Origin of the sequence: Amycolatopsis sp. NPDC058278 (assembly GCF_042881395.1) — a bacterium.
GTDB lineage: Bacteria > Actinomycetota > Actinomycetes > Mycobacteriales > Pseudonocardiaceae > Amycolatopsis.
The window spans coordinates 84064-97086 of record NZ_JBHVXZ010000002.1; the positions used below are offsets into that span (position 1 = coordinate 84064).

A 13023-nucleotide genomic window follows, 5' to 3' on the forward strand; every position below is an offset into this window, starting at 1 on the left:
TGAAAGAAGGTGGAGAACGTGTTCGACCTGGAGACCTACCTCCAGCGGATCGGCTGCGGCGGGGAAACCGGCGTGGACCTCGAGACGCTCGCGAAGCTGCAGAAGAGCCACCTGATGGCGATCCCGTACAACAGCCTCGCCTACGAACTCCGCGACGCGGTGAACGTCGTCGACCTCGACGAGGACGACGTCTTCGTGACCAGCATCGCCGAAGGGAACGGGGGCGCCTGCTACCACCTGAACCGGCTGTTCCACCGGCTCCTGACCGAACTCGGTTACGACGTCACGCCGCTGGCCGGCAGCACCGCCGAAGGCCGGGAGACCTTCGGCACCGACGTCGAGCACATGTTCAACCTGGTCACCCTGGACGGCGCCGACTGGCTCGTGGACGTCGGCTACCCCGGCCCCACCTACGTCGAGCCACTGGAGGTCTCGCCCGCGGTGCAGACCCGGTGCGGGAGCCAGTTCCGGCTGGTGGAGCAGGAATCCGGGTACGCGCTGCAACGCCGGGGTGCGGTCACCCGCTGGAGCGTCGTCTACACGTTCACGACGCAACCGCGTCAGTGGAGTGACTGGAAGGAACTGGAGGACAACTTCCGGGCCCTCGTGGGGGACACCACCCGCACCGACACGCAGGAAACCCTGTGCGGCCGGGCGTTCGCGAACGGCCAGGTGTTCCTGCGGCAGCGCCGCTACCTGACGGTCGAGAACGGCCGCGAGCAGGTGCGCACGATCACCGACGACGACGAGTTCCGGACGCTGGTGTCCCGCGTGCTGTCCGGCGACCTCGGCTGAACTGGCGAAAGGCACGACGATGACGGAAAAAGCGGGCCTGCTGGCGAAGTTCGCCGGCTTCTGCAAAGCCGCGTACGAGCACCACTACATCCCGTACCTGAACTTCTTCTATGGCGGCGAATACCTCCACCACGGCAGCGAGCCGGTGTCCCGGATCGCGGACCTGCCGTACGTGACCGTGCCGGAGCCGCGGAAGAAGACGCCGTGAGGACGACGATTCCGGTCCGCCTGGCGGACCGCTCCTACGACGTGCTCGTCGGCCCCGGGGTGCGGACGACATTGCCCGAGGTCGTCCAGCGGCTCGGCGCGAGGCGGGCCGTGGTCGTGTCCGCCCGCCCGGCGGACTGGGTGCCCGGCACCGGCGTCGAGACCCTGCTGCTCCCGGCGCGCGACGGCGAGCCGGCCAAGCGCCTGTCCACAGTGGAGGAACTGTGCGGTGAGTTCGCGCGGTTCGGGCTCACCCGGTCCGACGTCGTGGTCTCCTGCGGCGGCGGCACGACCACGGACGTCGTCGGGCTCGCGGCCGCGCTGTACCACCGGGGTGTCGCGGTGGTCCACCTGCCCACGTCCCTGCTCGCCCAGGTCGACGCCAGCGTCGGGGGGAAGACCGCGGTGAACCTGCCGGCGGGCAAGAACCTCGTCGGTGCGTACTGGCAGCCCAGCGCGGTGCTGTGCGACACGGACTACCTGACGACACTGCCGCGGCGGGAGGTGCTGAACGGCCTCGGCGAGATCGCCCGCTGCCACTTCATCGGCGCGCCGGACCTGCGGGGGCGGTCGCTGCCGGAGCAGATCGCCGCCAGCGTGACCCTCAAGGCGGGCATCGTCGCGCAGGACGAGCGGGACACCGGGCTGCGCCACCTGCTCAACTACGGCCACACGCTGGGGCACGCGCTGGAGATCGCCACCGGCTTCGCCCTGCGCCACGGTGAGGCGGTGGCGATCGGCACGGTCTTCGCGGGCCGGCTGGCGGGCGCGCTGGGCCGCCTCGAACAGTCCGGAGTGGACGAACACCTCGCCGTCGTCCGCCACTACGGCCTGCCCGCCGCGCTGCCCGCGGACGTCGACCCGGCCGTGCTCGTCCGCCAGATGTACCGGGACAAGAAGGCGATCACCGGGCTCGCCTTCGTCCTGGCCGGGCCGCGGGGCGCGGAGCTGGTGAGCGACGTGCCGGCGCGGGTCGTCACGGACGTCCTGGACCGGATGCCCCGCGACAGCCTGGAAAACCTGGTGGGGGCGACGGAAGCGGCGGCGACGTGAAGCGGCTGCCGGCGGAGCCGGACCTCGCGGTCCACGGCCGGGCGGTCGACCGGGTGCTGGCCGGCCGGCTGAGCGCGGCGCTGGCCCGGCCGGCCGCGCAGCAGCCGTGCTGGCCGGACGCCGGGCGGGCGGGCACGGTGCTCGAGCTGCTGCACGACGCCGAGCCGATCGTGGCGCCGGAGGAGACGGCCCGGCTGAGCGCGCGGCTCGCGTCGGTCGCCCGCGGTGAGGCGTTCCTGCTGCAGGGCGGGGACTGCGCGGAGACGTTCGCCGGCAACACCGAGCCGCACCTGCGGGCCAACCTCGGGGTGCTGGAGCGGATGGGCGAGGTGCTGGCCGATGCGGCCGGCCTGCCGGTGGTCAAGATCGCCCGGATGGCCGGGCAGTTCGCCAAGCCGCGGTCCCAGGCCGTCGACGCGCTGGGCCTGCCGGTGTACCGGGGCGACATCGTGAACTCCCCGGAGTGCACGGCCGCCGCCCGCACCCCCGACCCCCACCGGATGCTGCTGGCCTACGCCCACGCCGCCGGCGCGATGGACCTCGTCCGCAAGCTCTGCGCCGAAGGCATCGAAGAACCCCTGGCCGCGCAGGTGGTGCTCGCGGGCGCCCGCCGCGCGTCCTCGGCCGGCGGCCGGCCGTTCCCGGACTTCGGGCGGCCGGCGCGCCCGGCCGAGATCTACGTCAGCCACGAGATGCTCCTGCTCGACTACGAGCGGGCCATCCTGTGGGCGGATTCGAGTGGCCCGGAACCGCGGCTGTCCAGCGGGCTGGCGCACTTCCTGTGGATCGGCGAGCGCACCCGCCAGCTCGACGGCGCCCACATCGCCTTCGCGGAACTGCTGTCCAACCCGATCGGCCTGAAGCTGGGGCCGAGCTGCACGCCGGAAGAGGTCGTCGAGTACGTGCGGCGGCTCGACCCGCACCGCACGCCGGGCCGGCTGACGCTGGTCAGCCGCATGGGGCACGCCCGGGTCCGGGAGCTGCTCCCGCCGATCGTGGAGAAGGTCGCCGCCTCCGGGCACGAGGTGATCTGGCAGTGCGACCCGATGCACGGCAACACCCGGACGTCGGGCAACGGCTACAAGACCCGGCACTTCGGTCACGTCGTCGCCGAGCTGGCCGGCTTCTTCGCCGTGCACCGGCAGCTCGGCACCCACGCCGGCGGCATCCACGTCGAGGTGACCGGCGAGGACGTGACGGAATGCCTCGGCGGGGCCGCGGGCATCGCGGAGGCCGACCTGCCCGACCGCTACCTGACCGCCTGCGATCCGCGGCTCAACGCCGGCCAGTCGGTCGAACTCGCGTTCGCGATCGCGAAGATGCTGCGCTAGCCGCAGCGGGGAGACCGAGATGACCATCAGCGGCAGCACCCGCCTGTACGTCGTGCTGGGCGATCCGGTCGCCCAGGTCCAGTCGCCCGGGCTGCTGAACCCGCTCTTCGCGGAGCTGGACGTCGACGCGGTGCTCGTCCCGGTGCACGCGCCGGCGCCGGACCTCGAGCGGATCGTCGCCGGGCTGCGGGCCGTCGCCAACCTCGACGGCATCTTCGTCACCGTGCCGCACAAGGTGGCCGTGGCCGGGCTCGCCGACCGGCGCAGCCCGATGGTGGAGATCACCGGCAGCGCCAACGCCCTGCGGCGCGAAGCCGACGGCCGGTGGTACGCCGAGAACTTCGACGGCACCGGGTTCACGGCCGGGCTCGTCGGCGCCGGGCACGACCCGAAGGCCCGCCGGGTGTCCCTCGTCGGTGCCGGGGGCGCGGGCAGCGCCATCGCGGCCGCCCTCCTGGCGGCCGGTGCCGACCGGCTGGCGCTGTGCGATCCGGACACCGCGAAGCTGGCCGCCCTGAAGGGCCGCCTGGACGCGCACTGGCCGGGCCGGACGTCGGTGTCGGCCGAGCCGGACACCGCGGGCGCCGACATCGTCGTGAACGCGACCCCGCTCGGGCTGCGACCCGGCGACCCGCTGCCGTTCCGGCCGGACCGGCTGGCCCCGGGCCGCGTGGTCGCCGACATCGTCATGAAACCCCGCGAAACCCGCCTTCTCCGCGAAGCGGCGGCCCTCGGTCACCACGTCCATTACGGCAGCCACATGCTCACCGGGCAATTGGACTCCTACCGCGATTTCTTCGGCCTCGGTTGAACGAACCGGCCACTACCAAGCCGAGGGATGTAGGCCGCCCGGGGGCCGATCTAGCCTGGTGGGGACGCTGATTCCGAGGCATTCCGGACACGGCACGGGCTTTTTCTGCAATTCGAACCCCAGCGGAGATTCGGAGAACCATGAACGCGCGAAAGGCACCGGAATTCCCCGCGTGGCCGCAGTACGACGACGCCGAGCGGGACGGACTGGTCCGCGCGCTCGAACAGGGTCAGTGGTGGCGCATGGGCGGGGACGAGGTGAACTCCTTCGAGCGCGAGTTCGCCGCCCACCACGGCGCCGCGCACGCGCTGGCGGTCACGAACGGGACGCACGCGCTGGAACTGGCCCTGCAGGTCATGGGCGTCGGCCCGGGCACCGAGGTCATCGTGCCGGCCTTCACCTTCATCTCCTCGTCCCAGGCGGCCCAGCGGCTCGGCGCGGTCACCGTCCCGGTCGACGTCGACGCGGCCACCTACAACCTCGACCCGGAGGCGGTCGCCGCGGCCGTCACCCCGCGCACCAAGGTGATCATGCCGGTGCACATGGCCGGGCTGATGGCCGACATGGACGCGCTGGCGAAGATCTCCGCCAACACGGGTGTCCCGCTGCTGCAGGACGCCGCGCACGCGCACGGCGCACGCTGGCAGGGCAAGCGCGTCGGCGAGCTGGACAGCATCGCCACGTTCAGCTTCCAGAACGGCAAGCTGATGACGGCGGGCGAGGGCGGTGCGGTCGTCTTCCCCGAGGGCGAAACCGAAAAGTACGAGACCGCGTTCCTCCGGCACAGCTGCGGCCGTCCCCGCGACGACCGCCGGTACTTCCACAAGATCGCCGGCTCCAACATGCGGCTCAACGAGTTCTCCGCGTCCGTGCTGCGCGCGCAGCTGGCCCGCCTCGACGAGCAGATCGCCGTGCGCGACGAGCGCTGGACGCTGCTGTCCCGCCTGCTCGGCGAGATCGACGGCGTCGTGCCGCAGGGCGGCGACGTGCGTGCCGACCGCAACTCTCACTACATGGCCATGTTCCGCGTTCCCGGGCTCCCCGAGGACCGGCGCAACGCCCTGGTCGACCGGCTCGTCGAGGCCGGCCTGCCCGCCTTCGCCGCGTTCCGCGCGATCTACCGCACCGACGCCTTCTGGGAGCTCGGCGCCCCGGACGAAAGCGTGGACGCGATCGCGAAGCGCTGCCCGAACACCGACGCGATCAGCAGTGACTGCGTCTGGCTGCACCACCGGGTCCTGCTGGCCGGCGAGCCGGAGCTGCACGCGACCGCCGAGATCATCGCCGACGCCGTGGCCCGGGCATGAGTGTCCGGGCCGCGGTGGTCGGGCTCGGCTGGGCGGGCCGGGAGCTGTGGCTGCCCCTGCTGCGCGAGCACGCGGACTTCGAGGTGGTCGCCGCCGTGGACGCCGATCCGGCGTCGCGCCAGGCGTTCACGAAGGCGACCGGCATCCCCACGCACGCCGCGGTGTCCGCGCTGACCGCGCGCGAGGTCGACCTCGCCGTCGTGGCGGTGCCCAACTACCTGCACACCGAGGTGGCGGGCGCGCTGCTCGCCACCGGGATCTCCGTGTTCCTCGAGAAGCCGGTGTGCCTGACCTCGGCCGAGATCGACGTCCTCGCGGCAGCCGAACGCAGCGGCGGGATGCTGCTGGCCGGCAGCGCCGCCCGCTACCGCGGTGACGTCGGGGCGCTGCGGCAGGTCCTGCCCGAGCTGGGCGACATCCGGCACATCGCGATGGGCTGGATCCGGGCGCGCGGCGTGCCGCGCGCGGGCGGCTGGTTCACCCAGCGTGAGAAGGCCGGCGGGGGAGCGCTGTACGACCTCGGCTGGCACCTGCTCGACACGCTCGCGTTCCTGCTCGGCCCGGCCGCCTTCACGCAGGTCATCGGCGTGACCTCGGACGACTTCGTCAACGCCGGCGCCTGGCGCGCCGCGTGGCGGCAGGACCAGCTCGGCGCGGACGCCGCCGACGTCGAGGACACCGCGCGCGGCTTCCTGGTCCGCGAGGACGGCGTCTCGGTCTCCCTGCGGGCGAGCTGGGCCTCGCACCAGGCACGGGACGTCTCGCTGATCCACGTCGAGGGCAGCGCCGGCACCGCCGACCTGCGGTGCACCTTCGGGTTCAGCCCCAACCGCGAGCCCGAACCCGTGCTGTCGGTGACCCGCGAGGGCACCACCACCCGGCTGCCCGTGCCGCTCGAGCGCGTCGGCGTCGAATACACGCGCCAGGTGAGCGACCTCGCCGCGATGCTGGCCGATCCCGGCAACCGCGGCCGGGCCGTCGCCGAAGCGCGGCCGATCGTCTCGATGATCGAGAACTTCTACGCCTCCGCGGGCTCGGCGCGCGGCCGGGGTGCGGTTCCGGCGTACCAGTGATGAAGGAGCGCTCCATGACATTCCCGATCGTCGACCGACCGCACGCCGGGGCCGATCCCTCGGCACCGGTCCGGCACGCGGTCATCTTCGACCTCGACGGGGTCGTCGTCGACAGCTTCGCGGTGATGAGCGAGGCCTTCGCGATCGCCTACGCCGAAGTCGTCGGTGACGGGCCCGCGCCCTTCGAGGAATATCGGCGCCACCTCGGCCGATACTTTCCCGATATCATGCGGATCATGGACCTTCCACTGGAGATGGAGGAACCCTTCGTCCGCGAGAGCTACCGCCTCGCCGGCGAGGTCCAGGTCTTCGACGGGGTCACCGAGCTGCTGCTGACGCTGCGGGCCCGTGGCCTGCGGCTGGCCATCGCCACCGGCAAGAGCGGACCGCGGGCGCGGTCGCTGCTCGGCGACCTCGGCCTGCTCCCGTTCTTCGAGCACGTCATCGGCTCGGACGAGGTCGCCCGGCCCAAGCCGGCGCCCGACATCGTGCGGCACGCGCTGGACCTGCTGGACGTCCCGCCGGAGCTGGCCATCATGATCGGTGACGCGCCCACCGATCTGGCGAGTGCGCGAGGTGCCGGCGTCGCCTCGGCCGCCGCGCTGTGGGCGCCTCCGGACGACATCGGCGAGCTGCTCGCCGCCGGTCCCGACGTGGTGCTGCGGCAGCCGGCCGACCTGCTCGCGCTCTGCCCGTCGGTGCCCGGCTGACGACGTGGGCACCCCGTACCACCTCGGCATCGACGTCGGCGGCACGAAGGTCGCCTTCCGCGTCGAGACCGGATCCGTCTGTGTCGAGGAAACCTCGTTCTCCTGGGGAGCCCGGCACAGCGCCGAGGAGGACCTCGCCCAGCTCACCGGCCACGTGGCCCGGCTGCGGGACCGCCTCGGCACGCCGCTGGAGGCGGTCGGGGTCGCGATGCCCGGCACGGTCGGCCCGGACGGCCGGGTGGCGACCTGGCCCAGCCGTCCGGAGTGGACCGGGGTGGACCTGAAAACGGCGTTGCACAAGCTGTTCCCCGAAGCGGCGGTCGCCTGGGCCGACGACGGTGACCTCGGCGCGCTCGCCGAGGCGCGGGCATCCGGCTGCGAGAACCTCCTGTACATCGGGATCGGCACCGGCATCGGCGGCGGCCTGGTCCTGGGTGGCGTGCCGTGCCCCGGCCTCGGCCGGGGTTCGTTCGAGATCGGCCACGTGATCGTGGAGATGGGCGGAGTCCGCTGCGTCTGCGGCCGCCGCGGCTGCCTGCAGGCGCTCGCCTCGGGCCCGGCGACCCTCCGCCGCGCGAGCCTGTTGCGCGGAGCGGACGTCACCTACTACGGGCTGCAGCGCGCGTTGCGCAACGGGGAGCCGTGGGCGGCGGACGCGCTGGAAGGAACGACCCGGGCGCTGGCGGCCGCGGTGACCGGCGTCCAGGAGCTGGTCCACCCGGACCGGGTGCTGATCGGCGGCGGTTTCGCGGCCGGGATCCCGGAGATCGTGCCGTCGGTGTCGGGGTTCTTGGCGGATCTGGTGCGTCAGGGTCAGGCGCCGCTGCCGGTGGAGCCGGCCGCGTTGGGCGGGTTGTCGTCGTTGCGGGGCGCGGTGGCCCTCGCCGGGCTGGTGGCGGCCGGGGAAGTGCCGTGAGCCGCCCCCGCAGCACTGCTCACCTGCGGGATCCCGCGCGCGTCTCGCGTGCGTAGGTTCGGCGCCATGGGCACTCTCGTTTCCTTCCACGCACACCCCAACGACGACACCACCACCTGCGGCGGCGTCCTGCGCAAGGCCCACGAGGACGGCCACCGCGTAGTCCTCGTGCTCGCCACCCGCGGCGAGCAGGGCTACCAGCCGGACGGTCTCCTCGCCGAGGGCGAGACGCTGGCCGACCGCCGGGCCGTCGAAGCCAGGGCGGCCGCCGACGTGCTCGGCGTGGACCGGGTCGAGTTCCTCGGCTACACCGATTCCGGGATGGTGGCCGCGGCCGACGGCGCCCGCACGTTCCAGACGGCCGACGTCGAGGAAGCGGCGCAGAAGGTTGCCGCGATCCTCCGCGAGGAGCAGGCGGACGTGCTGACGGTGTACGACGAGAAGGGCACCTACGGCGACCCCGACCACATCCAGGTGCACCGCGTCGGCACGCGCGCGGCGGAGCTCGCGGGCACGCCGAAGGTGTTCCAGTCCACGATCAACCGCGAGCACATCAAGGCGAACCAGCGTGTGCTCGCCGAGCAGGCCGGTGTCGAGCTGCCCGCGGGGCCGGACTTCGGCACCCCGGAGGCGGAGCTCACCTGCCGGGTCGACGTCTCCGCGTACACCGAGTACAAGCGCAAGGCGCTGCTCGCCCACGCCAGCCAGATCACCCCGCAGTCCACGCTGTTCACGGACCTGCCGGAGGACACGTTCCGCACCATGTTCGGCACCGAGTGGTTCATCCGCGCCGGTCAGGGGCCGGGGATCACCGAAACCGACCTCATGGCGTAACCACCCCTTGTTCTCTCCGGGCCGCACCGCACGGGCACCCGCCCGCGCCGTGCGGCCCGTCTTTTCACGGAGGCACCATGGTCTATGCGTTCGACCCCGAGCTCGCCACCGCAGTACCGGCCCTGCCGGTCACCGACCTCGGTGACCTCGCCCTGGCCCGGGCGGCGGTCAGCGAGCTCAGAGATCGGCTGCCGGCGCCGGACACGGCGGGCCTGCGGATCGACGACGTGCGGGTGCCGGGTGACGGGCACGAGGTGGCGCTGCGCGTCTACCGCCCGGCCCGGCCGCTGACACCGGCCGCGCTGTACTTCATCCACGGCGGCGGGTTCGTGGTCGGCGACCTCGACGTCGCCCAGGTGCCGTGCGTCGAGCTGGCCCGCGCGCTGGGGATCGTGGTGGTCTCGGTGGAGTACCGCCTGGCGCCGGAAACGCGCTACCCCGGCCCGCTCGAGGACGTCTACACCGGCTTGTGCTGGCTCGCCGGTCACGCGGAGGAGCTGGGCGTGGACCCGCGGCGGATCGTCACCTACGGCATCAGCTCGGGCGGCTGCCTCAGCGGCGGCCTGGCGCTGCTGGCCCGCGACCGCGGCGGGCCGCACCTCGCGTACCAGTTCCTCAACGCACCCGTCCTGGACGACCGGCTCGAGACGCCGAGCATGCGCGAGTTCGTCGACACGCCGCTGTGGAACCGGCCGCAGGCGGAGATCAGCTGGGACGCCTACCTCGGCCCGGGTGTCCGGGCGACGGAAGCGGTGCCGTGCTACGCCGCCCCGGCCCGCGCGGCCGACCTGAGCGGGCTGCCGCCGGCGTACGTCGCGGTGAAGCAGTTCGACCCGTTGCGGGACGAGGGAATCGCGTACGCGGTGGCGATGCAGGCGGCCGGGGTGAACGTCGAGCTGCACCTGTTCCCCGGCACGTTCCACGGCTCGGCGCGCTGCGCGGACGCCGCGATCAGCCGGCGCGAGCAGGAGGAGCAGCTCGCGGTCCTGCGGCACGTGACCGGTCGCTGAACCGGCCTTGTCGCAGCTTTCTTCCGGCGCCTTCGCAGCCCCGCCGAAGCCTGCCCCTTGCGCGCCGCCCGACTACCCTTATATGGTGTATAAGAACTTGTCGGACGCAATTCGCTACCGGGGGAGCCCTCTTGCGCGAAATGCACGCCACGGTGGCGGTGACCGAAACCCGCAATCCACGTCGCTGGCTGATCCTGGCCGTCATCTCCCTGGCCCAGCTGGTCGTCCTGGTCGACAACACGGTCCTGAACCTGGCCATCCCCAAGCTCACCGAAGATCTCGGCGCCACCACCGCCGATATCCAATGGATGATCAACGCGTACGCACTCGTCCAATCCGGGCTGCTTTTGACGGCCGGCAGTTTCAGCGACCGGTACGGCCGGAAACGGTCGTTGCTCGTCGGGCTTCTGCTCTTCGGCGTGGGTTCGCTGGCCGCGGCGTTCAGCCTGTCCTCCGGGCAGCTGATCGCGGCCCGGGCCGGGATGGGCATCGGCGGTGCGCTGCTGACCACCACCACGCTGGCCGTCGTCATGCAGGTCTTCGACGAGAAGGAACTGCCGAAGGCGATCGGGCTGTGGAGCGCGGTCAGCTCGTTCGGGTACGCCAGCGGCCCGCTGATCGGGGGCGCGCTGCTCGCCCACTTCTGGTGGGGCTCGATCTTCCTCGTCAACATCCCGGTGGCGCTGCTCGGCTGCGTCGCCGTGGTGAAACTCGTGCCGGAATCCAAGGACCCGCAGGGCAACCGGCCCGACCTGATCGGTGCGGCGCTCTCCACGATCGGTATGGCCGGGATCGTCTACGCGATCATCTCCGGCCCGGAGCACGGCTGGGCTTCGGCCACCGTCCTGGTGGCGGCCGGCATCGGCGTGGTCGCGCTGGTCGCGTTCGTCCGGTGGGAGCTGCACGTGCCGAACCCCATGCTCGACATGGGTTTCTTCCGCAACCGCCGGTTCAACGGCGCGATCTCCGGCGGCCTGCTGGTCGCCTTCGGGATGGGCGGCTCGGTCTTCCTGCTGACGCAGCAGCTGCAGCTCGTGCTCGGCTACGACCCCCTGGAGGCCGGGCTCCGGACGGCGCCGCTGGCGCTGGTGGTCGTCGCGCTGAACGTCGTCGGCCTCGGCGCGAAGCTGCTCGAGAAGCTGGGCATCGCCATGACGATCGCCGTCGGGATGACGCTGAACGCCGTCGGTCTCGCCATGGTGGCCGTGCTGGGCACGCCCGACCGCGGGTACGGCGGGATGCTGGCCGGCCTGCTCGTCATGGGTGGCGGCATCGCGCTGGCCATGCCCGCCATGGCCAACGCCATCATGACCTCGATCCCGGCCGAGAAGGCGGGATCGGGAGCCGCGGTGCAGGGCACCGTGAACCAGTTCGGCAGCGGGCTCGGCGTCGCCATCCTCGGCGCCGTGCTCAACTCGCGGTTCGCCGCGCTGCTGCCGGTCGGCCTCGGTGCCGGCGCCGCCGGTTCGCTGCACGAAGCGCTGCTCGAGGCGCGGACGCCCGAGCTGCAAGCGCAGGTGCGCGACGCCTTCGCCGGCGGCGTGCGGGCCAGCGAGCTGATCGGGGCGCTGGCCGTCGTCCTCGGCGGCCTGCTCGCCGGCCTGCTGCTGCGCCGGGCGGCCCGGTCGGAGGCGCTCCAGGCGGCCTGAGGCGGCCCCCACGATCAGGCAGGGTGCGTGGCGCCACGCACCCTGCCCCCTTTACCGTTGAACTCCGGTGAGAACGGAGGGCCACGATGGGCAAACGGGCCTCACAGCCCCGCGAGAGCGTGTGGCTTTCCCCGCGGCCGGCCCGCAAGCACCGGGCCGGCGAATCCGAGCTCGACCGGGAAAAGATCGTCGCCACCGCGGTCCGCGTCCTCGACGCCGAGGGCGACGCGAAGTTCTCGATGCGGCTGCTGGCCGAGGAACTCAACGTCACCCCGATGTCGGTGTACTGGTACGTCGCGAACAAGGACGACCTGCTGGAGCTGGCCCTCGACGCGGTGGCGGGCGAGATCGAGCTCCCGTCGATCGACGACGGCAACGACTGGCGCGAGGACCTTCGCGCCCTCGCCCGCGCGTGGCGCCGCACGATGGTGGCCCACCCGTGGGCGATCCGCTGCTACGGCGAGTACCTGAACATCGGCCCGAGCAGTCTCCGCTTCACCGAGTGCGCCCAGGCGGTGATGGCCCGTTCACCGTTGCCGCTGAAGGACCGCTCGGCGGCGCTGAACGTGCTTTTCCAGTACGTCTACGGCTTCACGGCGACGGAGAGCCGCTGGCTGGAGCACCTCGCCGAGACGGGGCGCACGGCGGAGGAGTTCGCGGCCGAGGTGACGGGCAGCATGGCGGCGATGTCCTCGACGCTGGAACAGGGCGGCCTGCTGGAGCGGGACGGCGACCAGTCGATCGGGGAACTGCGGGATCGGGACTTCGACCGCGGGCTGAACTGGCTGTTCACCGGCATGGTCGCCGGCGGGTGACGCCGCTCAGTCGCGCCCGCGCCCGCGCCGGGCCGTCTGCACGTGTTCCCGCAGCCGGGTACCTTCGCTGTCGGTGAGGACGTTCGACGTCTTGCCGTAGTCGACGCTGCGCCAGCGGTCCGGCGTCATCCTGATGATCACGTGGCCCGCGTTGAACGCCTCGACGAACTCCCGCGCCTGCCGCTCGGGCAGGTACCGCGACGCCACCGAGTACGCGGCCTCGACGGTGGCTTCCTCCCACGCCGTCACCGGCCCGGACACGGAAACGTACCGGTAGGGCGGATCCTCGTTCTGCACCACCAAGGTGAAGGCGCCGTTTTTCTTGATCAGCCTGCCCTTCAAGGTGTCCTCGCCGTCGGTCCACAACAGCACGTCGCCGCCGGGCTCGTAGCCGTACCACATCGGTACCGCCAGTGGCGGCCCGCTTCGCCGGTGCAACGCCAGCACGCCGATGTGCTTGTCGGCCAGGAACTCCTGCTGTTCCCGCTCGGTCATGCTCAGGTCCACCGAGA

Annotated in this window: 14 protein-coding genes; 13 read left to right on the forward strand and 1 reads right to left on the reverse strand. The window is 72.2% G+C overall.

The window, feature by feature from the left end; genetic code table 11:
• Positions 1-9: 9 nt before the first annotated feature.
• From ACFVYA_RS01365 to ACFVYA_RS01425, 13 genes are all read left to right on the forward strand, one after another.
• On the forward strand, positions 10-795 hold the full coding sequence (locus ACFVYA_RS01365) for an arylamine N-acetyltransferase (RefSeq protein WP_387041053.1): 786 nt from the start codon (positions 10-12) through the stop codon (positions 793-795).
• A gap of 19 nt (positions 796-814) precedes the next feature.
• Positions 815-1003 carry a hypothetical protein gene (locus ACFVYA_RS01370; protein WP_285988059.1) on the forward strand — a complete coding sequence of 63 codons (189 nt, stop codon included), beginning with the start codon at positions 815-817 and terminating at the stop codon, positions 1001-1003.
• Positions 1000-2055: a 3-dehydroquinate synthase family protein gene (locus tag ACFVYA_RS01375; RefSeq protein WP_387041056.1), complete on the forward strand. Its 1056-nt coding sequence runs from the start codon at positions 1000-1002 to the stop codon at positions 2053-2055. The genes ACFVYA_RS01370 and ACFVYA_RS01375 overlap by 4 nt, the downstream gene beginning before the upstream one ends.
• A complete protein-coding gene (locus tag ACFVYA_RS01380; RefSeq protein ID WP_387041059.1) occupies positions 2052-3386 on the forward strand; it encodes a 3-deoxy-7-phosphoheptulonate synthase class II in 1335 nt (444 codons plus the stop codon). Before ACFVYA_RS01375 ends, ACFVYA_RS01380 begins: the two co-directional genes overlap by 4 nt.
• A 19-nt stretch (positions 3387-3405) precedes the next feature.
• Positions 3406-4197 carry a shikimate dehydrogenase family protein gene (locus ACFVYA_RS01385; RefSeq protein ID WP_387041061.1) on the forward strand — a complete coding sequence of 264 codons (792 nt, stop codon included), beginning with the start codon at positions 3406-3408 and terminating at the stop codon, positions 4195-4197.
• Between the two features lie 140 nt (positions 4198-4337).
• The gene (gene rifK, locus ACFVYA_RS01390) at positions 4338-5504 is read left to right on the forward strand and encodes a 3-amino-5-hydroxybenzoate synthase (protein ID WP_387041063.1); all 1167 of its coding nucleotides are present in this window, start codon (positions 4338-4340) and stop codon (positions 5502-5504) included.
• A complete protein-coding gene (locus ACFVYA_RS01395; protein WP_387041066.1) occupies positions 5501-6577 on the forward strand; it encodes a Gfo/Idh/MocA family protein in 1077 nt (358 codons plus the stop codon). The genes rifK and ACFVYA_RS01395 overlap by 4 nt, the downstream gene beginning before the upstream one ends.
• Before the next feature lie 14 nt (positions 6578-6591).
• Positions 6592-7287: an HAD-IA family hydrolase gene (locus tag ACFVYA_RS01400; protein ID WP_285988064.1), complete on the forward strand. Its 696-nt coding sequence runs from the start codon at positions 6592-6594 to the stop codon at positions 7285-7287.
• 4 nt (positions 7288-7291) lie between these two features.
• Positions 7292-8203 carry a kanosamine kinase gene (gene rifN, locus ACFVYA_RS01405; RefSeq protein ID WP_285988065.1) on the forward strand — a complete coding sequence of 304 codons (912 nt, stop codon included), beginning with the start codon at positions 7292-7294 and terminating at the stop codon, positions 8201-8203.
• 66 nt (positions 8204-8269) lie between these two features.
• A complete protein-coding gene (locus tag ACFVYA_RS01410; RefSeq protein ID WP_285988066.1) occupies positions 8270-9037 on the forward strand; it encodes a PIG-L deacetylase family protein in 768 nt (255 codons plus the stop codon).
• Positions 9038-9114: 77 nt separating this feature from the next.
• Positions 9115-10047, forward strand: a complete 933-nt coding sequence (locus ACFVYA_RS01415) for an alpha/beta hydrolase (protein ID WP_285988067.1) — start codon at positions 9115-9117, stop codon at positions 10045-10047.
• Between the two features lie 140 nt (positions 10048-10187).
• Entirely contained in the window at positions 10188-11696 is a 1509-nt protein-coding gene (locus ACFVYA_RS01420; protein ID WP_387041224.1) for a DHA2 family efflux MFS transporter permease subunit, read from the forward strand.
• A gap of 86 nt (positions 11697-11782) precedes the next feature.
• Positions 11783-12511, forward strand: coding sequence for a TetR/AcrR family transcriptional regulator (locus ACFVYA_RS01425; RefSeq protein ID WP_387041071.1), 729 nt, complete (start codon positions 11783-11785; stop codon positions 12509-12511).
• Between the two features lie 6 nt (positions 12512-12517).
• On the opposite strand, the gene ACFVYA_RS01430 is transcribed toward ACFVYA_RS01425, so the two are convergent.
• A complete protein-coding gene (locus ACFVYA_RS01430) occupies positions 12518-13006 on the reverse strand; it encodes a pyridoxamine 5'-phosphate oxidase family protein (RefSeq protein ID WP_387041074.1) in 489 nt (162 codons plus the stop codon).
• Between the last annotated feature and the right edge of the window lie 17 nt (positions 13007-13023).